The following is a 26,262-nucleotide window of genomic DNA, read 5'->3' as shown; positions in this document are numbered from 1 at the left end:
TTCAGGCGAGGCCGTGGTCGTGCGCGAAGCCGACGGCCTGGATCCGGTCGCGCAGCTCCAGCTTCGCCAGGACGCGCCTGACGTGCGCCTTCGTCGTCACCTCGCCAATGTGCAGGCGCGCCGAGATCTCCGCGTTCGACAGGCCGCGCGCGACCAGGCCCAGCACCTCGCTCTCGCGCGCGGTGAGCCGGCCCAGCCTGCGCTGCACGGCTTGCGGAGGCGGCGCGGGGGAGACACGCGCGAATTCGGCCAGCAGGCGCCGCGTCACCGACGGCCCGAGCAGCCCCTCGCCCGCCGCGACCGTCCGGACGCCCTCGATGAGCGTCTCCGGCTCCGTCCGCTTCAGCAGGAACGCGCTTGCGCCCGCGCGCACCGCCGCGAACACGTACTCGTCCAGCTCGAACGTCGTCAGCACCAGCACCCGCGGCGGGTCCTCGGCGGCTGTGATCCGCGCCGTCGCGGCCACGCCGTCCAGCACCGGCATGCGGACGTCCATGAGCACCACGTCCGGACGCAGCTCCCGAGCCATCAGCACCGCCCGCGCCCCGTCGGCGCCCTCGCCGACGACCGTGATGTCCGGCTGGGTGCCGAGCATCATCCGCAGGCCGCCGCGCATCAGCTCCTCGTCGTCCGCCAGCAGGACCCTGATCACGCCGCCTCCGGGAAGCGCGCCGCCACGCGCCAGCCACCGGACGGCCCGGGACCCGCCTCGCAGGTGCCGCCGAGCCGGGCGGCCCGGTCGCGCATCCCGTCCAGGCCGCGCCCCGACCCGGCGGCCGTCGCCGTTACGCCGTCGTCCACCACGACCACTTCCATCCCGTCCCCGTAGGACAGCTCCACGCGCACGCACGAGGCGGACGCATGCCGGACGACATTGGTCAGCGCCTCCTGGACGATCCGGCGCACCGCCCAGGCGACCGCCTGGCCCGCGTCGTCCACCGGCCCGTTCGTGACCAGTTCCGAGCGCAGCCCTCCGGGCAGGCCGCCGAGCAGCCGGCACACGACCTCCGACAGCGGGGGCGGATCGTCGTCCAGGAGCCCAAGAACGCGGTCCATGTCGGCGAGCGCCTCCCGGCCGACCGCTCGACCTGGCGCAGCGCGTCCCGCACCTCGGCGCGCTCGCCGCCCAGCGCGAGCCGGGCCGCGCCCGCCTGCGTCACCATCACCGTCACGGCATGTCCAACGGCGTCGTGCAGTTCGCGCGCCATCCGCGCCCGCTCCTCGGCCAGCGTGCTGCGCCGGACGGCCGCCGCCCGCTCCTCCTCGCGCAGGCGCATGACCCGCGTCGTGTCCCCGACGAACCAGCAAGCTCCATGCAATACCGCCCCGAGCACCAGCGCAGGGAAGCTCACAGAAGCGAGCGCCGCCAGCACCGCCGCTACGGGCAATGCCGCGATCTCCACCGCGCGCGCACGAGGACGACTCTGCGCGACCGTCGCCAGCGCCAAGGCGGACGCCGCCGACAGGTTCGTCAGCGGATGCCCTGCCACAGCCACCGAGACCGTCGCGCCCGCCGCCGCCCATAACGCGATGACCGGAGCGAACCGGCGCCCGGCGAACGCCGCGAACCACACCACGGCCGCCACGCGCACCACCACCGGCCCGTGGAACACCGAGGCCGTGGCGTCGGACGGCCCGATCGCGATCGTCGCTGACGCGTACCCGACGAACGCGTCCACCCCGACCCACCGCCACCGCCGATCAACCTCGCGATCAGCGCCCCCACCGCCCCAGGCTCACGCCCGCAGCGTACGGAAGGCGGTGCGGACCGGTCATCGTGCCGGGGGAGGGGGCTTTGTCCCCCACGGGGGGACGAGGCCGGGCCGCGCTGGGGGACGACCGTCGCGGGCAGCGCTTCGTAGCGTCCGGGACATGACGGAGAAACATGAAATCCGCTGGTGGCGCCAGGCCCTCGGCTTCGTCCTGATCTTCTCCGGGATGCGAACCCTTGCTCAGAGAGAGGAGAATGTCAGAGGGTAGTCGTAGCGTCACAGACATGTATTCGGAAGCGACCTCCTCTCGCCGCTCCTGGCCAGGTTCCTCCGAGGAACTCCTGACCGGCGGCTGGGCAGGAGCCACCAAGATCCTTACGAAAGCGGGATGCCGGGCTATTCGCGAGCTGTGCGACGGGAAGCAGCACCAGGTACTGGGCCGGGACGCCTGCTGGCACGATGTGACCTTCGCGCCTTGCGGAGCCGGGCCGGTTCTCAGCGTGGTCGTCGGGCGAAATCGGCAGACCAAGATCTTGCAGGCTGCTCCCGGGCAGTCATGGCTCCTGAGAACGGGCCCGTCGCGCAAGCAAAGGGCCCTGGTCCCGACCGGTCACCTGAAAGAGGGGGACAGGCTCGCGGTCGTCTTCCCCCGCAACGGTGTCCGGCAGACGACTCCTTCACCTTTCGGGATCGCCCACGGCATCACGTTCGGTGACGGCACGCTCAACGGCACCGGAAGCATGGCGCAGCTGGACCCGGCGAAAGACCGGCCTCTGCTCAAGTGGTTCTCGAACAGCGTCGTGACCGAGACCAGGGCTCCGCATCAGCTGCTGGTGCACCACCTGCCACGGTTCTTCAAATCGCTCCCGCCCATGCAGGAGTCCGTCCCCTATCTGTACGGGTGGTTGGCCGGATACCTCGCGGCGGACGGTCATGTGGCGAAGGACGGGACGGTGATGCTCAACTGCGCCAAGCGGGAGATCCTGGAGTACGTCAGGACGGTCAGCACGCGGCTCGGCATCGGGACCTATGGGATCACCGAGCAGGTGCGGGAAGGCTTCCCTGGCCGCCTACCGAGCTCGATCTTCAGGGTCCACTTCGTCACGGAAGATCTTTCCCCAGCGTTCTTCCTGCTTGAGGAGCACCGCCGGCGATTCGAGGTGTCCAGCAAGGCGTTCAGCCGTAAGGGCTGGGTCGTCCGAGATGTCCGTGGGCCCGTCGATGGTCGCAAGGACCTCTTCAGTATCAGCCCCGAGGGACATGGCGAATGGGCTCTGGAAGACAACATCCTCGTTGCCCGTCTACCGAAGTGACAAGATCGGCCATGCGTTGCTAGGCGTTCCCCCTCCGAGGGAGCGAGGTGTTCGACAGGAGTTTCGGCTGCTGGTCGGGTGGCAGCGGGCAGCTGGGCGCAGGCTCTGAGGCTCCTGCCTTGTGGGCGGCTGCTCCATGGCGGGGGCGGCCAGGGGTGGGCGAGGTCGGGCAAGCGGCGCGGAATGTCCGGGCGCGCGCCTAGACTCGTTCGCTGTGGCAGGCCGGATTCGCAATGAGGACATAGCGCTCGTACGGGAGCGATCGTCGATCGACGCCGTGATCGGCGAGTACCTCCAGCTGCGGAGCGCGGGCGGGGGCAACCTCAAGGGCCTTTGCCCGTTCCACGATGAGAAGTCGCCCTCGTTCAACGTCACCCCGGCTCGTGGCCTCTGGTATTGCTTCGGCTGCGGGGCCGGCGGGGACGTCATCAAGTTCGTCCAGGAGATGGACCACCTCGGCTTCACCGAGGCCGTCGAGCGGCTGGCCGCCAAGGCGGGCATCCAGCTCCGGTACGAGGAGGGCGGCGCGTTCGAGCCCCGCCGCGACCAGGGGCAGCGCGCGCGGCTGGTCGAGGCGCACAGGGCGGCGGCCGAGTTCTTCGCCGAGAACCTGCGCGCGCCCGAGGGCATGATCGGGCGGCAGTTCCTGTCCGGGCGCGGCTTCGAGGCGGCCGACGCCGAGCGGTTCGGGGTCGGGTTCGCGCCGCGCGAGTGGGAGGGCCTCGTCCGCCACCTGCGGGGACGCGGGTTCGCCGATGCCGAGCTGATCGCCGGCGGGCTGGCCAAGGAGGGCCGCCGCGGCCCGATGGACCGGTTCCGCGGCCGCCTGATGTGGCCGATCCGCGACCTGTCGGGCGATGTCGTCGGGTTCGGCGCGCGCAAGCTCTACGAGGACGACGACGGCCCGAAGTACCTGAACACCCCCGAGACGCCGATCTTCCACAAGTCGAACGTCCTGTACGGGGCCGACCTGGCGAAGAAGGAGATCGCGCGGTCCCGGCAGGCGGTCGTCGTCGAGGGCTACACCGACGTGATGGCCTGCCACCTGTCCGGCGTGCCCACGGCCGTCGCGACCTGCGGGACGTCCTTCGGGGACGAGCACATCAAGATCCTCCGCCGGCTGCTGATGGACCAGGACGAGTTCCGCGGCGAGGTGATCTTCACCTTCGACGGCGACGCGGCCGGGCAGAAGGCCGCGCTGCGCGCGTTCGAGGGCGAGCAGAAGTTCGTCACGCAGACCTTCGTGGCCGTCCAGCCGGACGGCCTGGACCCCTGCGACCTGCGCGTCCGCCATGGCGAGGCGGCCGTGCGCGACCTGGTGGCCTCGCGCACGCCGCTGTTCGAGTTCGTCGTGCGGTCGCGGATCGGCGAGCACAACCTGAACACGGCCGAGGGGCGGCTCGCCGCGCTCGACGCGGCCGCGCCGGTCGTCGCGCGCATCAAGGACCGGGCGCTCCGGCAGATGTACGCGGTCAGCCTCGACCGGTGGCTCGGCATCATGGACGAGCGTTTCGTGCTCCAGCGCGTCCGCGACCTGTCCCAGCGCGAGCAGGCCCGCCGCAACGGCCAGGGCCGTCCGGGGCAGGGCGGCGGCAACGGCCAGCGCGGCGGCGCGAACGGCAACGGGAACGGCGCGGGCGGCCGGAACGGCGGCGGTTACGGCGGCGGTCAGGGCTTCAACGGAGGCGGCGCGTCGGCCGGGTCGTCCGGCGGTTACGGGACGTCCGGGCAGGGCCAGGGGCAGGACGAGGCGGGCGCGGATTCGGGCCGGTCCGAAATGCCGACCTACGACCCGCACGACCCCGGCGTCCTGCTGGAGCGGGAGCTGTTGAAGCTGGTAGTGCAGCGTCCGGCGGTGGTCGGGCCGGGGTTCGACGTGGTTCCGGGCGAGGCGTTTCTGGTGCCCCAGTTCGCGACGGTCCGGGGTGTCGTGGGGGCGGTCGGCGGGGTCGCGTCGGCGGCGGATCCGGCCGAGTGGATCTCCCGGCTGCTGGAGCAGGCGGCGAACACGCAGGTCAGAGACCTGATCACCATGCTCGGAGTCGAGCCGACACAGTCCGCGTCCGAATCGGATGACCGTTATGCCGCCGCACTGCTGGCCCGAATCCAGGAACGCCTGCTCACCCGGCAGATCGCGGACGTCAAATCTAAACTCGGACGGCTGAATCCGGCCGAGCAGGCCGAGGAATACCATCGGCTCTTCGGTGATCTTGTCGCGCTTGAGCAGCAGAGACGGGTGTTGCGGGAGCGCGGGCTTGGATAGCGGTAAGTCAAGAGACCGCAAAATGGGTCCTGTGATCTAGGCCCTCCATAACGCAGACTGTCCCCGTGGGCCCTTCGGTGCTGCCAAGCGAGGCGCCATCGGTTGACCAGGTGGCGGACCTCGTCGCACGTGGCAGAGAACGCGGCGGTGTGACCGTCGATGACGTCGCTGCCGCACTCGACCGCTCGGACTTGCCGGACGACTCGTTGGAGCGGGTCGTCCGAATGCTCGCGGAACAGGGGGTCGAGGTCCTGGAGTCTCCGCAGGAGACCGAGGACGTCGCGCGAGCAGACGAGGCAGATCTCGGCAAGCGGGCGCCAACGAGCGACCTGGTGCGCATCTACCTGAGAGAGATCGGTCGCGTTCCGCTCCTCACGGCAGAAGATGAAGTAGAACTGGCGAAATCGATCGAGGCGGGTCTTTTCGCCGAGGAGAAACTGGCGCACACCGCCATCCTCTCCCCGGCGCAGAGGTGCGACCTCGAACTGCTCTCCCGGGAGGGAATCCGGGCGAAGCAACGTCTGATCGAGGCGAACCTGCGGTTGGTCGTCTCGATCGCCAAACGCTATGTGGGCCGGGGCATGCTGTTCCTCGACCTGATTCAGGAGGGAAATCTCGGACTCATCCGCGCCGTCGAGAAATTCGACTACACCAAGGGGTTCAAGTTCTCGACCTACGCCACCTGGTGGATCCGCCAGGCGATCACGAGGGCGATCGCCGACCAGGCCCGGACCATCCGGATCCCGGTGCACATGGTGGAGACGATCAACAAGCTGGTGCGCGTGCAGCGCCAGCTCCACCAGGACCTCGGCCGCGAACCGATCCCCGACGAGATCGGCCGGGAGATGGGGCTGACCGCCACCCGGGTCGTGGAGATCCAGCGGATCGCCCAGGAGCCGGTGTCGCTCCAGTCCCCGATCGGTGAGGAGGACTCCGACCTCGGCGACTTCATCGAGGACTCCGACGCCGTCGTGCCGATCGAGGCGGCCGCGTTCATCCTGCTGCAGGACCAGCTGGAGGACATCCTCGGCACCCTGTCGGAACGGGAGCAGCGCATCATCCAGCTGCGCTTCGGCCTGACCGACGGCCACCCCCGGACCTTGGAGGAGGTCGGCCGGGAGTTCGGCGTCACGCGCGAGCGCATCCGGCAGATCGAGTCCAAGACCCTGGCCAAGCTCCGCCACCCCTCCCGCGCCCAAATGCTCCGCGAATATCTCGACTAGCGCTCCTTTATCCCACCCGCCACCCCCGGGCCGCGTCCTCCCAGGAGGGCGCGGCCCGTCCGGCGTGCCCGCGCCCGCGCCTGTGCTCGTGCCTGTGCCCGCGCTCGTGCCTGTGCGCGGGCGGTCGTCGCGCGGGCACGCACCGGTGTCCGAGGACAGGTGAATCGTGGGTTGAGGTGGTGAGTTGACGCTTGTGTCGGAAGAGGGGGGTAGCGTGTCGTGCCATGCTGATCGTGACGACTGACGCGCTGGCCGGGTACGCGATTCGCGGGATGCTCGGTGAGGTGCTGGGGGTGGCCGTCCAGGCAGATCAGGCGGCGGCGCCGGGGGACGGGTCCAGCGGGACGTTCCGGATGGGTACCGGGGAGCAGGCCGCGGCGGGGTTGCTCGCCGCGCGGCGCCAGGCCGTCGAGCGGCTGGCCGACGACGCGCGCCGCAAGGGCGCGAACGCCGTGGTGGGGATGCGGCTGGACGCGGTGCCGCTCGGCCACGGGGGCGGGCACGAGGTGTGCGCGTACGGGACGGCCGTGTGGGTCGAGCCCGTCCAGAACGTCCAGAACCAGCCGCAGCAGTACCAGCAGCAGGGCGCGGTGCCGCCGTTCGGCGGGGAGCCGGCTCCGGGCGGGCCGCCGATGGCGGCGCGCAACCTCACGATCGGCCTCCGCGACCCCGGACGCTGACCCGGTTCGTTCCACCATCTCGGTCTCCGTCGGCTTATATCGGGGGAGGGGTGGTTTTGCTCACTGTCCGGGGCGCGACTTGACGGCCTCTGGTTAGGTTCAGCTAATTTAGGCAAGCCTAACCAATGACCGTCCTGGAGTCCCCATGCGTCCCACCCCCGTCCTCGCCCTCGCGGGCGCCACCGCCCTCTCGGCGTCCCTGCTCGCGGCCTGCGGCGGCGGTGACGACGGTGGCGGGAAGGACGGCGGCGGCGCGATCAAGGTGACCGCGTCCGACAGCGCCTGCGAGGTCGCCAAGAAGGAGCTGCCCGCGGGCAAGATCACCTTCCGGGTGGTCAACAAGGGCTCGCAGGCGAACGAGTTCGAGATCCTCCGCCCGGACGGCAAGATCCTCGCCGAGCGGGAGAACATCGGCCCGGGCACGGCGGTCAACTTCGTGGTGAACCTGGCCGCCGGCGACTACAAGGCGCTGTGCAGCGCGGGTCAGACCGGCAAGGGCCCGACCCAGGACATCAAGGTCACCGGCTCGGGCGGCACCGCCGGGGCGGCCGACCCGCGCCTGAACCAGGCGGTCGGCGAGTACAAGTCGTTCGTCCTCGCGCAGGTGGACGGGACGATCGCCAAGACGCAGAAGTTCGCCGACGCGGTCAAGGCGGGCGACGTGGCGAAGGCCAAGGAGCTCTACGCGCCGTCCCGGATGGGCTGGGAGACGATCGAGCCGGTCGCGGAGAAGTTCGGCGACATCGACCCGCGGGTCGACGCGCGCGAGGCCGACCTGAAGCCCGCCGAGAAGCCGAACTGGTCCGGCTGGCACCTGCTGGAGAAGGCGCTCTGGAAGGACGGCTCGGTCAAGGGCAAGGAGCAGTACGCCGACCGGCTGATGGCCGACCTGAAGAACCTCAAGGGCCAGATGGCGACGCTGACGCTCGACCCGGTCAACGACATGGCGCACGGCGCGAAGGAGCTGCTCGACGAGGTCGCCACCGGCAAGGTCACCGGTGAGGAGGAGGCGTTCAGCCACACCGACCTCTGGGACTTCAAGGGCAACGTGGACGGCGCGAAGAAGGTCTACGACCTGCTCCGTCCGGTCGTCCAGCAGAAGGACGCGCAGCTCGCCAAGGACCTCGACGACAACTTCGCCGCCGTGGAGAAGCTGCTCGACAAGTACAGGAAGGGCGACGGGTACGTCTCCTACGACACCGTCGGCCCGAACGACCGCAAGACGCTCGCCGACGCGGTGAACGCCCTCGGCGAGCCCCTGTCCAAGCTCGCGGGAGTGGTGGCCAAGTGACCAGGGCCGAAGAGGCGAAGGACGGTCGGGAGAAGGACGGCGACGAGGCGCGCGGGAGGCTCTCCCGGCGGCGGATGCTCGGCTTCGGCGGCGCGAGCCTGCTCGTCGGCGCCGCGGCCGGTGTCGGGATCGAGCGCGTCGCGTCCGCGACCGACGACGACACCAAGAACGACAGCACGTCCGCGGTGCCGTTCCACGGCCCGCACCAGGCCGGTATCGCGACGCCCGTCCAGGACCGGCTGCACTTCGCCGCGTTCGACGTCGTCACGAGCGACCGCGCCAAGCTCGTCCGGATGCTGAAGGACTGGACCGCCGCGGCCGCCGCCATGACCGCCGGGAAGCCGGTCGGCGCGGGCGCGGTCGGCGGCCCCGCGGTGTCCCCGCCGGACGACACGGGCGAGGCGCTCGGCCTGCCGCCGTCCCGGCTGACGCTGACCGTCGGCTTCGGCCCGACGCTGTTCGAGAAGGACGGCAAGGACCGGTTCGGCATCAAGTCCAAGCGCCCGGCCGCGCTGGTCGACCTGCCGCAGTTCCCCGGCGACAACCTCGACCCGAACCGCTGCGGCGGCGACATCGTCGTCCAGGCATGCGCGGACGACCCGCAGGTCGCGGTGCACGCGATCCGCAACCTGGCGCGCATCGGGTTCGGCGTCGTCGCGGTCCGCTGGTCGCAGCTCGGGTTCGGCAAGACGTCCTCCACCACCCCGGACGCGCAGACCCCGCGCAACATGTTCGGTTTCAAGGACGGCACCCGCAACGTCGCCGGCACCGAGACGACCGCGCTGGACAAGCACATCTGGGCGTCCAAGTCGGACGGTTCGGACTGGATGGCGGGCGGCACCTACCTCGTCGCGCGCCGCATCCGGATGCACATCGAGACCTGGGACCGCACGTCCCTCGGCGAGCAGCAGGACGTGATCGGCCGGGACAAGAACGAGGGCGCCCCGGCCGGGCAGCGGCGCGAGCACGACGAGGTCGACCTCGCCAAGCTGAAGCCGACCGCGCACGTCCGGCTCGCGCACCCGGACTCCAACGGCGGCACCCGGATCCTGCGCCGCGGCTACTCGTTCACCGACGGCTCGGACGGCCTCGGCCGCCTCGACGCGGGCCTGTTCTTCATCGCCTTCCAGCGGGACCCGCGCACCGGCTTCATCCGCGTCCAGAACAACCTGGCGACGGACGCGATGAACGAGTACATCCAGCACGTCGGGTCGGGCGTCTACGCCTGCCCGCCGGGCGTCCGCGAGGGCGGCTACTGGGGCGAAACCCTGTTCGCGTAAGGGGAAGGCGGAACAGGCGGGACGGGCCGTGCGAACCCGTTCCGCGCGGGAACGGATAGCATCGCGAGAGCGTCCAAGAGCGTCGTGCGGCCCGGCTCCGCCGTCGCTCGCGGCGCGTCCGCCGACTCCGAGGAAGTGGTCCGTCATGGGTGCACCGCTCACCGGTGGCGACGCCGTCCCCCTTTCCGGACCCGCTGCGTCTTCCGGACCCGCTGCGTCTTCCGGACCCGCTGCGTCCGCGCTTTCGGTCGGTTTCGGCTGGACGCCGCCGGAGGAGTCCCGCGCCGACTTCGACCTGGACGCCTCGGCCCTCATGCTGGACGGCGCCGGTGCCGTCCTGTCCGAGGACCACTTCGTCCACTTCAACAACCCGCGCAGCCCGGACGGCTCGGTCGAGCACCACGGCAAGCACGCCGGCGGCAGGCACGCCAGCGGCAAGCACGCCGGCGGCGAGACCGCCGGCGTCCATACCGAGGGCGAGACCATCGGCGTGGACCTCGCCGCCGTCCCGGAGCGCTGCGCCCGCATCGCCTTCCCCGTCTCTATCTTCGACGCGGCCAACCGCGGCCAGCACTTCGGCCAGGTCGGCGGGGTGTTCGTCCGGCTCGCGCGGCGGCCGGACGGCGCCGAGCTGGCCCGCTACGACCTGCCCGCGGGCCAGGACGGCGCGACGGCCGTCGTGATGGGCGAGCTGGACCGGCACGGCGGCGGCTGGCGGTTCCGCGCGGTGGGCCGCGGCCATCCCGGCGGCCTGCGCGAGATCGTCCTCGACCACGGCCTGGCGGCCCGATGACCCGCCCACGGCCCGGCGGCCCGATGACCCGCCCGCAGCCTGGCGGCCCGATGAACCGCACCCCCTATCGACCCTCGACACGGAAACCGGGGCCATGATCCTTCGCACCTTCGGCTGGTCCGCCGCCCTCACGGTGGTGGCCCTGCTCGTCGCGCTGGCCTACCAGGGCCCGGAAGCGCTCGCCCTGGTGGCGATCCTGGCCGTCCTGGAGATCTCGCTGTCGTTCGACAACGCCGTGGTGAACGCCAAGGTCCTCGACCGGATGGCGCCGTTCTGGCAGAAGGTCTTCCTGACCGTCGGCATCGCGATCGCGGTGTTCGGCATGCGCCTGGTGTTCCCGCTGGTCATCGTGGCGCTGACCGCGAAGCTGAGCCCGCTGCGGGCGTTCGACCTGGCGCTGTCCGAGCCGCACCGGTACGAGGCGATCATGCGGGACGCCTACCCGATGATCGCCGGGTTCGGCGGCGCGTTCCTGCTGATGCTGTTCCTGAACTGGGTGTTCGAGGACCGGGAGCTGCGCTGGCTCGGTCCGGTCGAGGCGGCGCTGGCCCGGTTCGGACGGCTCGACCAGCTGCCCGTCGTGGTCACCGGCGGCGTGCTGGCCGCGGTGTCCGGGCTGGTCGCCGACGACCCGGCCGAGGTGATGATCGCCGGGGTGCTCGGCATGATCACCTACATCCTGGTGGACGGCCTGGGTGAGATGTTCTCCGACGCCGGCATCGAGGAGACCGCGGACGAGGCCGACGCCGCCGGCGCCCCCGGCGCCCCCGCCCGCCGCGGCGGCCCGAGCAGTGCCGCGCTCGCCGTCGGCAAGGCCGGATTCTTCCTGTTCCTGTACCTGGAGGTGCTGGACGCGTCGTTCTCGTTCGACGGCGTGATCGGCGCGTTCGCGATCAGCACCGACCCGATCGTCATCGCGCTCGGCCTCGGCGTCGGCGCGATGTACATCCGGTCCCTGACGGTCTACCTCGTCCGCAAGGGCACCCTGCACGAGTACGTCTACCTGGAGCACGGCGCGCACTGGGCGATCGGCGCGCTCTCGGTGTGCATGATGATCAGCATCGGGCACGAGCTGCCCGACTGGCTGACCGGCGGCATCGGCGCGGGCCTGATCCTGGTGTCGTTCGTGTCCTCGGTCGTCCGCAACCGGCGCGAGGCCGCGGCCGAGGCCGCCGACGAGGCCGCGGATGAGGCCGGGACACCCGAGGCGGCGGCGGACGGAGCGCCCGCCGACCCCGCCTCGATGATCGACCGCTGACAGCGGTCAATCACGGACAGAGCCCTCCGGACGAAGACAAGCTACGCCCCGCAAAGGGTCGTCGGAACGCTTCCGAGCGGTCACAATCGCGGTAACCGCACCGGCCGGGAGGACATGCGACACCCATGAGCTCCCGTCTCACCGGCGACGAGACCGCGCTGTGGCAGGCCGCGGCACGGGTCCTGGACGCCAACTGGACGGGGACGGCGACGGTCCCGTCCCCGGGCCTGTACCCGCACCAGTGGAGCCTGGACTCGGCGTTCGTGGCGATGGGGCTCGCCCGGCACCGCCGCGACCGCGCCGAACGCGAGCTGCTGTCGCTGTTCCGCGGCCAGTGGGCGGACGGCCTGCTCCCGCACATGGTCTTCAACGAGACCCTCGCCCGGCACGCCTACTTCCCGGGTCCGGAGCTGTGGCACGGCGACGGCGGCCGCTCCCGCGCGCCGCGCGGCGTCCGGACGTCCGGCCTCACCCAGCCGCCGCTGCACGCGCTCGCGGCGCTCCGGCTGCACGCGTCCGCGCCGCCGTCCGACGCGATCCGCAGCCTGGACTTCCTGCGCGGGCTCTACCCGTGCCTGGCCGCCCAGCACCGCTACCTGGCCCGGGCGCGCGACCTGGCGGGCTCGGGTTTGGCCGCGATCTGCCATCCGTGGGAATCGGGCATGGACAACAGCCCTACCTGGGACCGTCCGCTAGGGGCCCTGCGCCTGCCGCCCGCCGCGTACTCGCCGTCCAGGACGCCGCGCGACCTCCCTACAGGCGAGGACTACGACCGGTACGTCCACCTGGTCGCCCTCCTGCGCGCGCACGACTACGACCCCGCCTACATGCGCGAGGACCACCCGTTCGCCGTAGAGGACCCGCTGTTCAACGCCGTCTACTTGGCGTCCGAACATGCGCTGGCCGAAATCGCGGCGCTCCTGGGCGCGGACACGCGTCCCCACCTGGACCGGGCGGCCCGCATCCACACCGCCCTCCTGGAACGGCTCTGGGACACCGAGCAGGGCTGCTTCCGAGCCCGCGACCTCCGGGACGACCGGCTCCTCCCGGTCGTCACGGTCGCCGCGTTCGTCCCGCTCCTCGACCCGGACCTGCCGTCCGCGGCCGTCCGCCAGACCGTCGACCTGCTGCTGTCCGCCCGCTTCGCCGGTGCCGCCGGGTACCCCGTGCCGACCTGCGACATCCAGGCGCCCGCGTTCGACCGCGGCGGCTACTGGCGCGGCCCCACCTGGATCAACACCAACTGGCTGCTGTGGCACGGCGCCCTCGGCCACGGCCTCACCGTCGTCGCCGACCTGCTGTACGGGTCCACGCTCCGGCTCGTCCGGCAGTCCGGCTTCCGCGAGTACTTCGACCCGTTCGACGGCACAGGCCGCGGCAGCCACGACTACAGCTGGTCCGCCGGTCTCGTCCTGGACCTGCTGGCGGCCAGGAGGGCCCCGCGGGCCGCGTGAGACTACCCTGGGGATCATGCGCCTCCCCAGGTCGACCCGAGCCCTCCCCGCGGACGTCCGCGCCGCGCTGGACCTGCCGCGCGGCGACCGCGTCCTCGCCACCGCCCCCACCCGCGGCGGCTCGCACGTCGTCGCGACGGCCCGGGCGCTCTACGTCCCGACCGGGGACGGCCTGGCCCGCGTCCCCTGGGAGCAGGTCGACCAGGCGTCCTGGAAGGACGGCTGGCTGCACGTCCAGGAGACCCTCGGCGGGCCGGAGCACCACGTCCGGCTGACCGACGCCGGCTCGGTGCCCGAGACCGTCCGCGAGCGCGTCACCTCCACGGTCGCCGTCTCGCACCATGCCGAGCTGCCCGGCGGCGGAGGCGTCCGCATCGCGGGCCGGCGCCCGCCCGGCGGCGGCGAGGTCCGCTGGACCTTCGTCTTCGACCCCGGCCTCGACCCCGCCGACCCCGGCCTGCGCGCCCAGGCCGAGCAGGTCCTCGAAGACCTCCGCCGCTCGACCGGCCTCTAGAAGTCCTCGGCCTCCCGGCCCGCCTCCATCCCGGGCCCGACCCAGGCGCTGGACGTCTCGCCGCCCTGCCCGCCCGACACCCCGGACCGTCCGCCCTGGGTGCTGACCGGCCGCGACTCGGTCCGGCTCATCCCGCCGGCGCGCCCGACGCCGCCGTGCCGCGGCGACGAGGCGCCGCCGTCCGAGGACCCGGCGAACCGCGCCAGCGGCCCGCCGCGCTCGCGGGCCGCCCCGGCCACCCGCTCCCGCGCGTCCGAGGCCCGTTCCCGCACCGCCTCCGCGGCCCCCTGCACCGCAGGGCTCTCGGCCATCCGCTGCGAGGCCTTCCTGATCTGGTCGTACCGCTCGCGCCCGGCCCTCGTGCCCAGCACGTACCCCACCGCGACCCCGACCGCGAACGTCACCCGGTACTTCATCCCACCCCCACAGGACTGCACGAACCGTGACCCACCCATACCCGCCCGCGTACGCCTCACCCGCGCCCCGGTTCAGATGCGCGAACCACTCCCCGGATGCGCTAATGTATTCCTGTCGCCAGGGGGCGAAACCCCCGGAGACCAGGGACAATCCCGCGTAGCTCAATCGGCAGAGCAGCCGGCTGTTAACCGGCAGGTTAGTGGTTCGAGTCCACTCGCGGGAGCCCACACGCTCGCAGAGCGAGCGCCCGAGGCCGTCACCACCACGGTGACGGCCTCGTCGCACGTCTGGAGGGTGGCATGAGTCAGCCGGGTTGGTATGCGGATCCCTACGGCGGGGGCGGCCTCCGCTGGTGGGACGGAACGGTCTGGACCGACCACGCCCAACCCGCCCCGAACGCGCCGCAAGCCCCCGGGGGCCCGCAGTTCAACCTGGAATACCGCAAGTTCCACGTCTGGGCCGACCAGCACACCCTCGGCGTGAACGGCCGGACGATCCCCATCGCGAACATTCGGTGGGTGTCCCACTGGGTGGTGCGCAAGGTCCAGGGCAGCTCGGGCCTGAACGACCCGACCCGCGGCAACTTCCAGTACAACTTCAAGGCGGGCGTGGACCCGTCCCGCAGCCGGGGCGACGTGCACGCGGACTTCTACCGCCGCTACAAGGAGAAGGAAGACCCCGAGGCGTGGACCGCGCTGATGCGGTTGCTACGCGAACGCGTCGAACCCGACATCCTCGCCCGCATGGACGCTCGGATCCGGCGCGGCCAGCCCATCGACTTCAGCCGCCGGGCGCACGTCCACCCCGGCGGCGTAGTCGTAGGCCGCGACTCCTTCCCCTGGACGGCCATCCAGAGCGCGAAGGACCACGGCGGCCGCGTCTGGCTCTTCGTCCACGGCCGCGAAAAACCCCTCCCCGTCGCCGTCCACGAAACCCCCAACGCCATCCTCCTCGCCCCCCTCATCAACCAGATAGCCACCCGCCACCGCTCCTGACGGCACGGGAGCGTTCGCGAGCCGGCCGGGTAGCCGCATGTGGACGAACTACAGTTTCGACACTGTCCGGACAGTGGGCGCGCATTTGGAGGGCGTGCTAGAAAAGCACGGATAGTGACTCATGACACCCCGCATGCGTCAAGTCTGGGGAGTTCTATGTCGCATTGGGTGCGCCCGCACTATCGTAATGGACGGTATGTGAGGGGGCATTGGCGGAGGAATCCCGGCAAGGTTGCCGCAGCCGGCGTCAGTGTCACGGTGGTCATCGGCGGTGCGAGCTGGGCCGGCGACGGACTGCTGACCCCGAAGGCGGGCAAACCGGCCGCTCCTCGGGCGGTCGGCGGCGCGCTCTCGTCGGACGCGCAAGCGGGTATCACTCGCGCCAGAGTTGCGTTGGAGGCCAGTCATTACGGCACGAAGGTCTCGATCAGCTTTGGGACCGACTGTGCAGGGCGCTCTGAGGGGCGGGTACGGGAGTTCCTCCGGACGAATCCGTGCAAGGGCATGGCGCGGGGGCTCGTGCAGCTCGGCGAGATCGACCGGGACCTTGTCCTGGTCGCCGTCTCCTGGGTGGAGATGCCCGATGCCGCGACCGCACACGGTTATAAGGATCTGGTCGACGCCAATGCCGGCAAGATCACCGAGCTCTCGCGCGAGATGCCACTGCTCAGGGGAATCTCCTTTGAGAACCGGACCTTCATGACCGGACTCAAGGGCACCTTTGTGTGGAACGTGGAAGTCAAGCCCCAGTCGCCGACGATGTCGGACACGGTGATCAACGGGATTCTCGAAGACTCCCGCCAGCAGTGAGGGCACCGCAGCCGGGCGCGGGCCCCGGCCGTTCGCCGAAGGCAAGCGCTGAACTCGGGTGAGGTCGGCGGCGTCTCATCTCGCATGATCCTTGGCCGGGTTCGGTGGAGTTGGTGGTGGTTGGTCGCGGTGCTGACGGCGGTCGTGCTCGTCGTGGTGGGAGTGGGGGCCGTGGCGTATGGGGAGGGTGGGTGGTATGGGGTTAATGTGATGTTGCGACGGGGGGCCTCTACGTGGGTGAACGTGGGGGTGGGGGACTCGCGGTTGTCTGCGGGGATGCGGGTTTCGCTGGCGGGGCGGCGGACGCCGGATGCGGTGGGGGCGGTGTCGTGGCGGCAGGTGGCCGGGGGGTTGGATGTCGCTGAGGTGCCGGTCCGGGTGGGCGGGCAGGACGTGGACGCGTTGCTGCTCACCAGGGTTGATCCGGCGCGGTACCGGTTTCGGGTGCTGAACCGTCCGGCGGGGGATCGCGGGGTCGGCGGGTGGATGAAGGCGACCGGGGCTTCGGTGGTCGTCAACGGGAGCTACTTCGGACGGCACGGGTTTCCGGACACGCCTGTGGTGAGTGACGGGCGGCGGCTCGGGCCGCAGGATTACCAGGCGGCGCACGGGGCGTTCGTGGCGGGGGACTCCGGCGCGAAGCTGGTGGATCTGGCCGGGACGGACTGGCGGCGGGCGCTCGACGGGGCCCGGCAGGCGATGGTGTCCTACCCGATACTGGTCGGCGGGGACGGCCGCGGGCGGACGGCGGGCAAGGACGAGCGGTGGTTGGCCAACCGGAGCTTCCTCGGGCAGGACGGCGCCGGGCGGATCATCGTGGGGACGACGCGGGACGCCTACTTCTCGCTGCCGGCGCTCTCGGAGTTCCTGCCGCGCGCCGGGCTCGACCTGCGGCTCGCGCTGAACCTGGACGGCGGGCCGGTCGCCTGCCAGAAGGTGGTGGCGGACGGGTACCGGCGCGACTTCTGCGGGAAGTACGAGACGGCCGTGCACGGCGGGCACCTGCAGCTGCTGCGGCCGCTGGTCGACTTCCGCGGGTGGGCGCTGCCGATGGCGCTGGTGGCCGTCCCGCGGTGAACGGGCCCCGCGCTACCATGCGAGGTGCTTGCTGCCGCTGTTCCGGGAAGGCGGGGCCGGGTGACGCTTCAGGATCGGCTGGTCGCCGTCGCGACGCGGCTGTTCGCCGAGAAGGGCTACGAGGGGACGTCCGTCCAGGAGGTCGTGGAGGCGGCGGGCGTCACCAAGGGCGCGATGTACCACTACTACGGGTCCAAGGACGAGCTGCTCTACGAGATCTACCACCGGCTGCTGGACATGCAGACCAAGCGCCTGGAGCAGATCGCGGACGGGCCGGGCACGGTGGAGGAGCGGGTCCGGGCGGCGGCCGTGGACGTGCTGAACACCTCGTTCGCCAACCTTGAGGACCTGCGCGTGTTCTTCCGGTCGACGCACCTGCTGTCGCCGGAGCGGCAGGCGGCCGTCCGCGCCGAGCGGCGCCGGTACCACGAGCGGTTCCGGGCGCTGGTCGAGGAGGGGCAGGCCGACGGGACGTTCCGCGCCGGGACGCCGGCCGACATCGTGGTGAACTTCTTCTTCGGGACGGTCCACCAGATCGGCGCGTGGTACCGGCCCGGCGGGCGGCTGAAGGCCGAGGAGGTCAGCGAGCACTACGTCGGGCTGTTCCTCGACGGCCTCCTGGCCGCCCGCGCCTAGCCCGCGGCTAGAGTTTCTCGATCTTCAGGTCGGACGCGGCGTGCCGCGCGCGCAGCGGCTTCTTGTCGAACTTCCCGACGGTCGTCTTGGGCACCTCGTCCAGGAACGTCCAGTACTCGGGGACCTGCCACTTCGCCATCCGGCCGCGCAGGAAATCGGCCAGCTCGGCGGCCGTCGCCGACGCGTCCGGACGAAGGACGACGCAGGCGAGCGGCCGCTCGTCCCAGCGCGGGTCCGGGACGCCGATCACGGCGGCCTCGGCGACGGCCGGGTGCGCCATCAGGTGGTCCTCCAGCTCGACGGACGAGATCCACTCGCCGCCGGACTTGATGACGTCCTTCACCCGGTCGGTGATCTGGAAGAAGCCGCGCCGGTCGATCGTGCCGACGTCGCCGGTGCGCAGCCAGCCGTCGTGGAACTTCTCCGGTGCGTCCACCAGGTGGTAGGAGCCGGTGATCCACGGGCCGCGGACCTCGATCTCGCCGACCGACTCGCCGTCCCACGGCAGCTCGGCGCCCGCGGGGTCGGTGATCCGCATCTGGACGCCGGGCGCGACGCGGCCGGACTTCATCCGCCAGTCGACGTCCTCGGACGAGTCCGGGTCGACACCCGGCGGCGGGAACGCCATACCGCCGAGCGGGCTGGTTTCGGTCATGCCCCAACCCTGGACGATCCGCAGCCCGTAGCGGTCCCGCGCGCGTTCGAGCAGCGAGCGCGGCGCGGCGGCGCCGCCGGAGTTGGCGAGCCGCAGCGACGACAGGTCGATCTCGTTCCGGTCGCCGTAGTCGAGGATCGCGTGCCAGATGGTCGGGACGGCCGAGGCGACCGTCGTCCGCTCGGACGCGATGAACGCGGTCAGGTGCTCGGGCTGCAGGAACCGGTCCGGCATGTGCAGGGTCGCGCCGGACAGCAGCGACGCGTACGGCAGGCCCCACGCGTTCACGTGGAACATCGGGACGATCGCGAGCACCCGGTCGTCCTCGCGCGGCCCGACCAGCGACGACGAGTTCGCCGCGAGCGCGTGCAGGAACGTCGAGCGGTGCGAGTACACCACGCCCTTCGGGTCGCCGGTCGTGCCGGACGTGTAGCACATCGACGCCGCCGACCGCTCGTCCAGCTCGGGCCAGGCGAACCCCGGCTCCTCGGCGGCGAGCAGCTCGGAGTACCGCAGGACGGGCCGTCCGAGCGCGGACGCGTCGCCGTCCCCGACCATGATCACGTGCCGGACGGTCGGGATCCGGTCGGCGACCCGGGCGAGCAGCGGGACGAGCGAGCCGTCCACGATGATCACCGAGTCCTCGGCGTGGTTGACGATGTGCGCGAGCTGCTCCGGGAACAGCCGGATGTTCAGCGTGTGCAGCACCGCGCCCATGGACGGGACGGCGAGGTACGCCTCGAAATGCTCCTGGTTGTTCCACGCGAAGGTCGCCACGCGGTCGCCCGGCTGGACGCCCAGCCTGGTCAGCGCCGCCGCGAGCCGCTCCGCGTTGTCCGCGATCTCCCCGAAGCCCGCGCGCCGCGCCGGCTCCTCGCCGCCCGCCCAGGTCACGCACTGGCTGTCGGCGTAGATCGACCGCCCGTGCCGCATGAGCGCGGCGACCGTGAGCGGGAAGTCCTGCATGGTGCTGGTGATCACGACCACCCTCCCGGTGATACCGACCGGCCGGTATGTGTGCTCGATATCACCATACCGACCAGTTGGTATGCAATATCGGCCCACCCCTTGCCGCCACCGCGGGTCCGGACTTACGGTGACCGCACTTCCACCACCGCACTTCCACACGGCGACTGCGCACTCGCACTTCGGGGACCGTTTCGTTCGTTTCGGGGGACCTCCAGCCCAGGGAGCTGAGATGTCCGTCTCCTCACCCACCGGCGACTCACCCACCGGCGACTCACCCACCGGCGACTCACCCACCGGCGCCGCCGGACGGCCGCCGACCAGCAGCCCGCTGCAGGGCGCGCTCGTCCGCCTGTGGCGGCGCGACCTCGCCCGCTACCCCGACTCCGCCCGCCGCTACGCCTACCTCGCGATCGTCGTGGCGACCACGGTCGTCCTGTACTACCTGCTCTACGTCCAGTACGCCGTGGCGACGTCGATCATGGCGCACTACGGCATGACCTTCGCGTTCTTCATCTCGATCTCGGTCGTGGGGAACGCGGTGGGCGCGTTCGCCTCGCTCGTCGCGGGCCTGGCGGACCGCTGGGGGCGGGCGAACATGGTCGTGTACGGCCTGCTCCTCGCCGGGGTGGTCGTGCTCGTCCTGCCGCACTCCCCGAACAAGGCGACCTACCTGGCGCTGTTCACGGCGCTCAGCTTCGTCGAGGGCATCGTCCTGGTCGCGACACCCGCGCTGATCAGGGACTTCTCGCCGCAGCTCGGCCGCGCCACCGCCATGGGCTACTGGACGATGGGACCGGTCGTCGGCAGCCTCGTCGTCACCACCGTCACCAGCCACACGCTCGGCTCGTCCACCTGGCAGGACGAGCTGACCTACGCCGGGATCACCGCGCTCGCGGTCTTCGTGGTCGCGCTGTTCGGCCTGCGCGAGCTGTCGCCGCGGCTGCGCGACCAGATCATGGTCAGCCTGCGCGACCGCGCGCTGGTCGAGGCGCGGGCGCGCGGCATCGACCCCGAGCACGCGCTCAAGGGCCACTGGCGCCAGATGCTCCGCCCGGACATCGTCGGCTCCGCCTTCGCCGTCAGCGTCTACCTGCTGCTCTACTACGCGGCGGTCGGCAACTTCGTGATCTACTTCTCCGCCACGTTCGGCTACAGCGAGCAGCGGACGAACGGCCTCGCGAACTGGTACTGGGCCGCCAACGCGATCGCGCTCGTCGTGACCGGCCTGGTTTCGGACGCGCTGAAAGTCCGGAAGCCGCTGATGCTGTTCGGCGCCCTCGCGTCCATCGCGGTGACCGCGACGTTCGCGATGCTCGCGACCCATCCGCACACCGGCTACTACACCTTCGCCTGGCTGTTCGTCGGGATCGGCGTCTTCGGCGGACTCACCTACGCGCCGTGGATGGCGGCGTTCACCGAGACCGTCGAGAAGCACAACCCGGCCGCGACCGCGACCGGCCTCGCCGTGTGGGGGTGGCTGCTGCGGCTCGTCGTCGCCGCGTCCGCCGCGTGCATCCCGGCCGTCGTGACGTCCGTGACGCCGCTGGTCGACCACAGCGCGGAGGTCAAGGCCGCGCAGGCGCAGGCGGCGCCCGCCCTCGCCGTCATGCGGGCGCATCCGGAGCTCTTCGCCGAGCTGGCGAAGTACCCGCCGGGATCGGTCCCGCCGGCTGTCCGGACGCGCGCCCTGCAGGAGGTCGGCGCTGGGGGGCTGGCGACCGTCCAGAAGGCGCAACCGCAGCTCGCGACGCTGAAGAAGCACGGTCCGGCCGTCCAGAAGGCCGCCGCGGACGGTCCGAAGCAGTGGCGGACGTGGTGGTGGGTCTGCGTAGCGGGCCAGGCGGTCTTCCTGCCGTTCGTCTTCATCGTCACCGGCCGCTGGAGCCCCCGCCGCGCCCGCGAGGACGCCGAGGCCCACGACAAGGCCCTCACCGCCGAACTCTCCGCCCTCGAAACCTGACCCTTACGGGCCGCGAAGCCTTGCCCGGCTTCGCGGCCCCCGTTCAGCGCGGCACCGCCGCAGCCCGGCGGTCGGTGCGCAGGAGCAGCAGGGCCAGGACGCTGCAGGTCAGGCCGAGCACCGCGAGCGCGTCCCAGCCGAACGACGGGTAGAGCACCGAAGCCAGCGCGCCCCCGACCGCTCCGGCGAAGACGTTCGAGGACATGTACGCGGTCGTCACCCGGGCCGTCTGCGCAGGTCGCGCCGCGATGAGCGTGGACTGGTTGGTGATGTGCTGCGCCTGCATCCCGGCGTCGAGCAGCGCGACGGCGAGGATCACGCAGGCCGCACCTGTCCGTCCGCCCCCGCCGGACGCGGCGGAGACGGCCCACGCGACCGCCGTGGCCGTCCAGCCGAGGCGGGAGACCAGCGGGCCGTGCCCGCGGTCGAACCAGGTGCCCGCGTTCTTGGCGATCAGCGCCCCGACCAGGCCGATGATGCCGAAGAGCCCGATCGCCTGGTCCGAGAAGCGGTAGGACGGCCCGGAGAGCAGCAGCGTCAGGCCCGTCCAGAGCACGTTGAACGAGACGAAGCCGAGGACGCCGACCAGCATCCGCCGCTGGACGAACCGGTCGCGCGCCGCGATCTCCAGCACCGAGCCGAGGAGCCGCCGGTAGCCCGATGGCGGCTCGTCCGCCCGGGAGGCCGGGAACGTCGCCAGGACGGCGGCCGACCCCGCGACCAGCACCGCCCCGGCCGCGAACGTGACCCGCCAGCTGAACGCGCCGCTGACGAAGCCGCTGATGCTGCGCGAGAACAGGATCCCCAGCAGGACGCCGCTCATGACCGTCCCGGTCGCGCGGCCGCGCTCGTGCAGCGGGACGAGCGACGCCGCGTAGGAGAGCAGCACCATCGCGGACGCGCCGCCCAGCCCGACCACCACGCTCGCCGCGATCGCGACCGGCAGCTGGTGGCATCCGGCGAGGACCAGCATCGCCGCGGCCTGGACTCCGAGCAGGATCTGCGCCAGCCGCCGCCGCTCCACCAGGTCGGCCAGTGGGACGAGGAGGAGCTGCGCCGCCCCGTTCCCGGCGAGCGTGGCCACGACGACCAGCGCGGCCCGGCTCGGCGACGTGTGCAGCGAGCCGGCGAGCGAGGCCAGGATCGGCTGGCTGTAGTACATGTTCGCCAGGGTGCTCGCCGCGACCAGCGCGAACAGCCCCGACCTGGCGTGCGGGGACACCGTGATCGTCATGCGTCCACGGTCGGTGCGCCGCGCGCGGAGGGGCAGGCCGGGACGTGCCTGGCCATGCCGTGGCCACCCTCCCGGCGCCGCGGCGTGGCACCGTGGACGCATGACGCCGGACGACCCCCGCGACGAGTTCGCCGCTTTCCTGCGCCACCACCGGGGACGCGTCGCACCCGAGCAGGTCGGCCTGCCCCGGTCGTCCGGACGGCGCGTCCCGGGGCTGCGGCGCGAGGAGCTGGCCATCGTCTCCGGGGTCAGCCCGGACCACTACCAGCGCGTCGAGCAGGGCCGCGTCCGGCCGTCCGCGCAGGTCATCGACGCCATCGCCACCGCGCTCGGCCTGGACGGCACCGAACGCGCGCACCTCCAGGCCCTCGCCCGCAACCTGAAGGCCCCGCCGACCCGCGCGCATCCCGCGTCCGGCGGCGGGACGAGCGTGCGCGGCCTTCAGGAACTTGTCGACTCGTTCGCCGGGCCGGCCTTCGCGCTGAACCCGTGCCGTGACGTGCTGGCCTGGAACCGGCTCGGCGCGGCGCTGATCACCGACTTCTCCGCGCTCCAACCCCGTGACCGGAACATGGCGTGGCTGGTCCTGACCGATCCGCGGATGCGCGACCTCTATCCCGACTGGAAGGCCGGCGCGCAGGGCCAGGTCGCGCTGCTCCGCCACGCGAGCGCCAAGCATCCCGGGGACGCGCGCATGGAGAACCTGATCGGACGCCTCGCCACCGCGTCCCCGGAGTTCGCCGAGTGGTGGCCGCAGCAGCAGGTCATGGAGAAGACCTCCGGGACGAAGGCACTCAACCATCCCGGGATCGGGCCGATCGAGCTCGGCTTCCACGTGCTGCGTCCGGCGGCGTCCTCGGACATCGAGCTGGTCGTCTACTTCGCGTCCACCGATGAGGAGCGCGAGCGGCTCACCGCGCTCGCGAAGTGGTCGTCCGAAACCGCATAGGACCGTCCGCAGGTCGGGTTTCGGTCGGATCGGCGTCCGTCGGGTTTTGTTTCCTTACGGTCACAGGGCGTGTCGGGCGGCGCGGGCCCGGGGAAGGGGTGGGGCAGGGGTCCGAAAGGAAGAAGCCGCCATGGGGGTACCACCGCTCCTCGGCGCGGCCGCCGCCGCGCTGTCCCTGACCACCCTCGTCGCGGGCTGCCGCGGAGGCGACGAGTCCTCCCATCAACCGCAGCCGCTGACGTCGCAGACGCTCGCCATGCCCTTCCCGTCCACCACGCCGTCGCCCACCGGCACGCCATCGCCCGGCCCGGCGGACGGCGCGAACCTCGCGGCCTGCCGCGAGGGCCGGTGCGAGGTGCGGGTGCGCGCGGGCGACCAGATCGAACTGGCCCAGCACTTCGAGGCCGGACCGCTCGTCATCACCGACGTCACGCCCGAGCACGTCTCGATGCGCTGGACGTTCACGGGCGGCGGCATGGGCGCCGGGGACGCCGGCCCGCAGGGCACGATCATGTTCGGCGGCGGCGGCACGATGCTGACCGTCCACATCGTGAGGATCGCCGTCCCCACCGCGACCCTCCGCCTCTCGCCGGGCGGGTCCGGGCCTGAACCCCGCTGACCGCGGCCGGCCCCGGACCCGTCCGCGGTCAGCGGAAGACGACGCCCATCGCGTCCAGGTGCCCGGTGCCGATGCTGGCCCTCGACCCGTACGGCGCGCGCACGATCGGGATGCCGCTGCAGGCACCGTTGAAGTAGATGTCGACGGTGCTGCCGCTGTCGTTGTCGAACACCTCCCGGACGGAGTTCGCGACCATCGGGATCCGGACGCACCCGTGCCCGCCCTGAGCGGCGATCGCCGATTGCGTGAGGATCCGCCCGTCGCGGTCCAGCTGGTACACGGTGAGCTTGCCGTTGCCGTCCTCCGACGGCGGTTCGTCGGCGTACGCGGCCACCGGTGCCAGCACGACTCCGGCGGCCAGAACGGTCGAGATCAGGCGATGCATGGAAACCCCCTGAGAGTTCGCCCAACGCCCCCCATCCTCGTTCGCCCCGCACCCTCGCGGACGCGCCCTGGCCAGCGCTTTTACCACTCCTGTCCACCAACAAGACCGAATCTCAGGGATGGACCCAGGTCATCAGCTCGATATCGGGCCCCTCCCGCCGCGGCCGCAGGACGGGCGCGTCGTCCGTAAGCCGGAACCCGGCCGACCGCGCGACGCCCTGGCTGGGCAGATTGTCCGGCGCGATCCTCAGCACAACCCGCTCCGGCGCGAGCACCTCCTGCACATGCCCCGTCAGCAGCCGCACGGCCCGACTGGCCAACCCCTGCCCCTGATGCTCGGGCCCGATCCCATACGCGATCTCAACCGTCGAGACCGGCTCGTCCGTCCTGCGGACATACAGGACCTCGCCCAACGGCGTCCGCCCATCGGTGGTGACGGCGAACTGAAGCAGCCGCCCCGACGCGCGCTCGCGCCGCGACTTGTCGAGGTAGGCGCGTGCCGCGTCCATGTCGAACGGCGAGGCAAGCGGAGTCCACCGGGCGAACTGCGGGTTGTCGAACAGCGCGACCATCGCCGCGAGATCGGCATCCGTCCAGGCCCGCAGCTCAAGCCCGAGCCCGACCAGCAGAGGAGAGGGGTAACCATCGCTGACGCTCATCCCAAGATCTTCGCAACCCGCGCGAACCCCTGCCTACCGCCCCGTTGCGTTACGGTGCGCCCGCATGATCTCGTTGACGCCCGCAAGGCCCGTCCAGTCGCTCCCCCGCGCACGGATCGTGATGACCCATGCCTTCCCCAAGGCTCCTCACCACCACATTCGCCACCCTCGCAACACTCCTCGCCGCCCTCGGCCTCGGCTTCTCCGTGCACTCCGTCCTGGCCTCGGACGGACTCTGGTGGGAGCTGGGGAGCGGGCACAGAGGCGCGGAGGTTCCGCTCGCCCTGGCGCTCGTCTTCGGTGCCGCGGTGGTGGCCGTCGTGGCGCGCCGAACCACTTCCGCCGCGCTTCTCTGCATCGCACCGGCGCTCGCCCAGCTCGTCCATCTCGCGACGTCGTGGTCCTGGCCGGGGGATGGGCACGGGCATGCGCATGGCGAGGTGAGATACCTCTACCGCTACCCGCTCGGCGAGCTGAACATGGCGGCGTACAACGGCGGCCCGAGCTGGAGCGAGATGTCGACCATGGCCGCGATCGGTGCGGGACTGCTCGCCGCGATGGCCGGCGTGTTCTCGGCGAGCACCCGGAACCGGCCACGCCTCCTGCTCGTGGCGCTTCCCGGATTGGCCGGGATGGCCATCGGAGCGAACTACGCCGCTCAGAGACTCTCCGCGCTGCATCGGGAAATGGGCTGGTGGGGCATCTGGCAACACGCCGCCACCATGCTGATCGCCGTCGCGCTGGGCGCGGCCTTGCTGCTGTTCGCGCGGGTCCGGCGCCTTGCCGGAGTTCGGGCGGCGGCACTGGGAGGGGCCGGAGCGCTCCTGCTGCTGATGCCCCTGGCTCAGGAACTTTGGGACAACCGGCCGACGTTCATCGCCCGGAGTACGGGCGGAAATCCCAGCATGGGCGGGTGGTTTGCCAGCGGCCCTATCGTGCGCGACAAATGGAACGGGATCGCGGAGGTGATCGCGTCTTTGGGCGCGACGACACTCCAGCTGACCATCGTCCTCGCCGCGCTCGCCGGCCTAGCGTGCGCGTGGCCGGAGCGCCAGGGGCCGTCCTCCAGGTAGGGCCGGGGGGCGGGCGGCCGTACAACTGTCGTCCTCGCGGCGCT

The 26,262-nt window shown here is 71.5% G+C and carries 26 protein-coding genes and 1 tRNA gene; 19 read left to right on the top strand and 8 right to left on the bottom strand.

All coding sequences use genetic code 11. The features are described 5' to 3' along the window. Position 1 precedes the first annotated feature (1 nt). The 3 genes from FHU30_RS20140 to FHU30_RS47135 are packed head-to-tail and all read right to left on the bottom strand — an operon-like array spanning position 2 to position 1,679. Positions 2 to 652 carry a response regulator gene (locus FHU30_RS20140; RefSeq protein ID WP_253877804.1) on the bottom strand — a complete coding sequence of 217 codons (651 nt, stop codon included), beginning with the start codon at positions 650 to 652 and terminating at the stop codon, positions 2 to 4. Beyond that, on the bottom strand, positions 649 to 939 hold the full coding sequence (locus tag FHU30_RS20135) for an ATP-binding protein (protein ID WP_253877803.1): 291 nt from the start codon (positions 937 to 939) through the stop codon (positions 649 to 651). The genes FHU30_RS20140 and FHU30_RS20135 overlap by 4 nt, the downstream gene beginning before the upstream one ends. After that, positions 879 to 1,679, bottom strand: a complete 801-nt coding sequence (locus FHU30_RS47135) for a histidine kinase (protein ID WP_253877802.1) — start codon at positions 1,677 to 1,679, stop codon at positions 879 to 881. Before FHU30_RS47135 ends, FHU30_RS20135 begins: the two co-directional genes overlap by 61 nt. Before the next feature lie 317 nt (positions 1,680 to 1,996). Here FHU30_RS47135 and FHU30_RS20125 point away from each other — a divergent pair, with 317 nt between their 5' ends. The 10 genes from FHU30_RS20125 to FHU30_RS20080 all read left to right on the top strand — a co-directional run bounded on the left by FHU30_RS20125 (position 1,997) and on the right by FHU30_RS20080 (position 13,781). Continuing rightward, on the top strand, positions 1,997 to 3,025 hold the full coding sequence (locus FHU30_RS20125; RefSeq protein WP_253877801.1) for an LAGLIDADG family homing endonuclease: 1,029 nt from the start codon (positions 1,997 to 1,999) through the stop codon (positions 3,023 to 3,025). 214 nt (positions 3,026 to 3,239) lie between these two features. Next, positions 3,240 to 5,288, top strand: coding sequence for a DNA primase (gene dnaG / locus FHU30_RS20120; RefSeq protein ID WP_253877800.1), 2,049 nt, complete (start codon positions 3,240 to 3,242; stop codon positions 5,286 to 5,288). Positions 5,289 to 5,365: 77 nt separating this feature from the next. Then, positions 5,366 to 6,511 (top strand): RNA polymerase sigma factor RpoD, encoded by a 1,146-nt coding sequence (gene rpoD, locus FHU30_RS20115; RefSeq protein WP_253878070.1) that lies wholly within the window; start codon positions 5,366 to 5,368, stop codon positions 6,509 to 6,511. A gap of 224 nt (positions 6,512 to 6,735) precedes the next feature. Beyond that, positions 6,736 to 7,191 (top strand): heavy metal-binding domain-containing protein, encoded by a 456-nt coding sequence (locus FHU30_RS20110; RefSeq protein WP_253877799.1) that lies wholly within the window; start codon positions 6,736 to 6,738, stop codon positions 7,189 to 7,191. A 145-nt stretch (positions 7,192 to 7,336) separates the two neighbouring features. Next, positions 7,337 to 8,482 (top strand): iron uptake system protein EfeO, encoded by a 1,146-nt coding sequence (efeO, locus tag FHU30_RS20105; RefSeq protein ID WP_253877798.1) that lies wholly within the window; start codon positions 7,337 to 7,339, stop codon positions 8,480 to 8,482. After that, the gene (efeB, locus tag FHU30_RS20100; protein ID WP_253877796.1) at positions 8,479 to 9,762 is read left to right on the top strand and encodes an iron uptake transporter deferrochelatase/peroxidase subunit; all 1,284 of its coding nucleotides are present in this window, start codon (positions 8,479 to 8,481) and stop codon (positions 9,760 to 9,762) included. The genes efeO and efeB overlap by 4 nt, the downstream gene beginning before the upstream one ends. Positions 9,763 to 9,907: 145 nt before the next feature. Continuing rightward, a complete protein-coding gene (locus FHU30_RS20095) occupies positions 9,908 to 10,555 on the top strand; it encodes a TerD family protein (protein WP_253877794.1) in 648 nt (215 codons plus the stop codon). Positions 10,556 to 10,649: 94 nt separating this feature from the next. Beyond that, the gene (locus tag FHU30_RS20090) at positions 10,650 to 11,813 is read left to right on the top strand and encodes a DUF475 domain-containing protein (protein ID WP_253877792.1); all 1,164 of its coding nucleotides are present in this window, start codon (positions 10,650 to 10,652) and stop codon (positions 11,811 to 11,813) included. Between the two features lie 125 nt (positions 11,814 to 11,938). Beyond that, on the top strand, positions 11,939 to 13,267 hold the full coding sequence (locus FHU30_RS20085) for an MGH1-like glycoside hydrolase domain-containing protein (protein WP_253877790.1): 1,329 nt from the start codon (positions 11,939 to 11,941) through the stop codon (positions 13,265 to 13,267). Between the two features lie 16 nt (positions 13,268 to 13,283). Then, complete coding sequence (locus FHU30_RS20080) at positions 13,284 to 13,781, top strand: hypothetical protein (RefSeq protein WP_253877788.1); 498 nt, start codon at positions 13,284 to 13,286, stop codon at positions 13,779 to 13,781. On the opposite strand, the gene FHU30_RS20075 is transcribed toward FHU30_RS20080, so the two are convergent. Then, entirely contained in the window at positions 13,778 to 14,197 is a 420-nt protein-coding gene (locus FHU30_RS20075) for a hypothetical protein (RefSeq protein WP_253877785.1), read from the bottom strand. The two genes, FHU30_RS20080 and FHU30_RS20075, sit on opposite strands and share 4 nt — an antisense overlap. 151 nt (positions 14,198 to 14,348) lie before the next feature. Between FHU30_RS20075 and FHU30_RS20070 the strand changes: the two genes are divergently transcribed. The 5 genes from FHU30_RS20070 to FHU30_RS20050 all read left to right on the top strand — a co-directional run bounded on the left by FHU30_RS20070 (position 14,349) and on the right by FHU30_RS20050 (position 17,716). Beyond that, a tRNA-Asn gene (locus tag FHU30_RS20070) sits at positions 14,349 to 14,421 on the top strand. 76 nt (positions 14,422 to 14,497) lie between these two features. Beyond that, positions 14,498 to 15,193 (top strand): DUF2510 domain-containing protein, encoded by a 696-nt coding sequence (locus FHU30_RS20065; RefSeq protein WP_253877783.1) that lies wholly within the window; start codon positions 14,498 to 14,500, stop codon positions 15,191 to 15,193. A 156-nt stretch (positions 15,194 to 15,349) separates the two neighbouring features. Beyond that, positions 15,350 to 16,003, top strand: a complete 654-nt coding sequence (locus tag FHU30_RS20060) for a hypothetical protein (protein WP_253877781.1) — start codon at positions 15,350 to 15,352, stop codon at positions 16,001 to 16,003. Positions 16,004 to 16,354: 351 nt separating this feature from the next. Further along, positions 16,355 to 17,080 carry a phosphodiester glycosidase family protein gene (locus FHU30_RS20055; protein ID WP_253877779.1) on the top strand — a complete coding sequence of 242 codons (726 nt, stop codon included), beginning with the start codon at positions 16,355 to 16,357 and terminating at the stop codon, positions 17,078 to 17,080. 60 nt (positions 17,081 to 17,140) lie between these two features. Then, complete coding sequence (locus tag FHU30_RS20050; RefSeq protein WP_253877777.1) at positions 17,141 to 17,716, top strand: TetR/AcrR family transcriptional regulator; 576 nt, start codon at positions 17,141 to 17,143, stop codon at positions 17,714 to 17,716. 7 nt (positions 17,717 to 17,723) lie between these two features. On the opposite strand, the gene FHU30_RS20045 is transcribed toward FHU30_RS20050, so the two are convergent. Further along, the gene (locus tag FHU30_RS20045; protein WP_253877775.1) at positions 17,724 to 19,352 is read right to left on the bottom strand and encodes a long-chain fatty acid--CoA ligase; all 1,629 of its coding nucleotides are present in this window, start codon (positions 19,350 to 19,352) and stop codon (positions 17,724 to 17,726) included. A 217-nt stretch (positions 19,353 to 19,569) separates the two neighbouring features. Between FHU30_RS20045 and FHU30_RS20040 the strand changes: the two genes are divergently transcribed. Next, entirely contained in the window at positions 19,570 to 21,300 is a 1,731-nt protein-coding gene (locus tag FHU30_RS20040; RefSeq protein ID WP_253877773.1) for an MFS transporter, read from the top strand. 43 nt (positions 21,301 to 21,343) lie between these two features. On the opposite strand, the gene FHU30_RS20035 is transcribed toward FHU30_RS20040, so the two are convergent. Next, a complete protein-coding gene (locus FHU30_RS20035; RefSeq protein WP_253877772.1) occupies positions 21,344 to 22,534 on the bottom strand; it encodes an MFS transporter in 1,191 nt (396 codons plus the stop codon). Positions 22,535 to 22,634: 100 nt separating this feature from the next. On the opposite strand from FHU30_RS20035, the gene FHU30_RS20030 reads away from it, so the two are divergent. Both FHU30_RS20030 and FHU30_RS20025 read left to right on the top strand, forming a co-directional pair. Continuing rightward, the gene (locus FHU30_RS20030; RefSeq protein ID WP_253877771.1) at positions 22,635 to 23,483 is read left to right on the top strand and encodes a helix-turn-helix transcriptional regulator; all 849 of its coding nucleotides are present in this window, start codon (positions 22,635 to 22,637) and stop codon (positions 23,481 to 23,483) included. 130 nt (positions 23,484 to 23,613) lie between these two features. Then, the gene (locus tag FHU30_RS20025) at positions 23,614 to 24,102 is read left to right on the top strand and encodes a hypothetical protein (RefSeq protein WP_253877770.1); all 489 of its coding nucleotides are present in this window, start codon (positions 23,614 to 23,616) and stop codon (positions 24,100 to 24,102) included. Positions 24,103 to 24,130: 28 nt separating this feature from the next. Here the strand turns inward: FHU30_RS20025 and FHU30_RS20020 are convergent, their stop codons facing one another. Together FHU30_RS20020 and FHU30_RS20015 are read right to left on the bottom strand one after the other, a co-directional pair. Then, positions 24,131 to 24,487: a hypothetical protein gene (locus FHU30_RS20020; RefSeq protein WP_253877769.1), complete on the bottom strand. Its 357-nt coding sequence runs from the start codon at positions 24,485 to 24,487 to the stop codon at positions 24,131 to 24,133. Between the two features lie 112 nt (positions 24,488 to 24,599). Further along, complete coding sequence (locus FHU30_RS20015; RefSeq protein ID WP_253877768.1) at positions 24,600 to 25,145, bottom strand: GNAT family N-acetyltransferase; 546 nt, start codon at positions 25,143 to 25,145, stop codon at positions 24,600 to 24,602. Between the two features lie 128 nt (positions 25,146 to 25,273). On the opposite strand from FHU30_RS20015, the gene FHU30_RS20010 reads away from it, so the two are divergent. Further along, on the top strand, positions 25,274 to 26,218 hold the full coding sequence (locus tag FHU30_RS20010; protein WP_253877767.1) for a hypothetical protein: 945 nt from the start codon (positions 25,274 to 25,276) through the stop codon (positions 26,216 to 26,218). Positions 26,219 to 26,262: the final 44 nt, after the last annotated feature.

The organism is Actinomadura rupiterrae (assembly GCF_024172125.1).
Lineage (GTDB): Bacteria > Actinomycetota > Actinomycetes > Streptosporangiales > Streptosporangiaceae > Spirillospora > Spirillospora rupiterrae.
Note: the sequence above shows the minus strand (reverse complement) of the source record. Positions and strands in the feature narration are given on the sequence as shown.

Bases quoted from the DNA above. Each gene is read 5' to 3' on its own strand.
- FHU30_RS20125 (WP_253877801.1), top strand. From the start codon at position 1,997: ATGTATTCGGAAGCGACCTCCTCTCGCCGCTCCTGGCCAGGTTCCTCC.
- FHU30_RS20110 (WP_253877799.1), top strand. From the start codon at position 6,736: ATGCTGATCGTGACGACTGACGCGCTGGCCGGGTACGCGATTCGCGGG.
- efeO (WP_253877798.1), top strand. From the start codon at position 7,337: ATGCGTCCCACCCCCGTCCTCGCCCTCGCGGGCGCCACCGCCCTCTCG.
- FHU30_RS20095 (WP_253877794.1), top strand. From the start codon at position 9,908: ATGGGTGCACCGCTCACCGGTGGCGACGCCGTCCCCCTTTCCGGACCC.
- FHU30_RS20090 (WP_253877792.1), top strand. From the start codon at position 10,650: ATGATCCTTCGCACCTTCGGCTGGTCCGCCGCCCTCACGGTGGTGGCC.
- FHU30_RS20085 (WP_253877790.1), top strand. From the start codon at position 11,939: ATGAGCTCCCGTCTCACCGGCGACGAGACCGCGCTGTGGCAGGCCGCG.
- FHU30_RS20080 (WP_253877788.1), top strand. From the start codon at position 13,284: ATGCGCCTCCCCAGGTCGACCCGAGCCCTCCCCGCGGACGTCCGCGCC.
- FHU30_RS20075 (WP_253877785.1), bottom strand. From the start codon at position 14,197: ATGAAGTACCGGGTGACGTTCGCGGTCGGGGTCGCGGTGGGGTACGTG.
- FHU30_RS20065 (WP_253877783.1), top strand. From the start codon at position 14,498: ATGAGTCAGCCGGGTTGGTATGCGGATCCCTACGGCGGGGGCGGCCTC.
- FHU30_RS20060 (WP_253877781.1), top strand. From the start codon at position 15,350: ATGTCGCATTGGGTGCGCCCGCACTATCGTAATGGACGGTATGTGAGG.
- FHU30_RS20040 (WP_253877773.1), top strand. From the start codon at position 19,570: ATGTCCGTCTCCTCACCCACCGGCGACTCACCCACCGGCGACTCACCC.
- FHU30_RS20035 (WP_253877772.1), bottom strand. From the start codon at position 22,534: ATGACGATCACGGTGTCCCCGCACGCCAGGTCGGGGCTGTTCGCGCTG.
- FHU30_RS20030 (WP_253877771.1), top strand. From the start codon at position 22,635: ATGACGCCGGACGACCCCCGCGACGAGTTCGCCGCTTTCCTGCGCCAC.
- FHU30_RS20025 (WP_253877770.1), top strand. From the start codon at position 23,614: ATGGGGGTACCACCGCTCCTCGGCGCGGCCGCCGCCGCGCTGTCCCTG.
- FHU30_RS20020 (WP_253877769.1), bottom strand. From the start codon at position 24,487: ATGCATCGCCTGATCTCGACCGTTCTGGCCGCCGGAGTCGTGCTGGCA.
- FHU30_RS20015 (WP_253877768.1), bottom strand. From the start codon at position 25,145: ATGAGCGTCAGCGATGGTTACCCCTCTCCTCTGCTGGTCGGGCTCGGG.
- FHU30_RS20010 (WP_253877767.1), top strand. From the start codon at position 25,274: ATGCCTTCCCCAAGGCTCCTCACCACCACATTCGCCACCCTCGCAACA.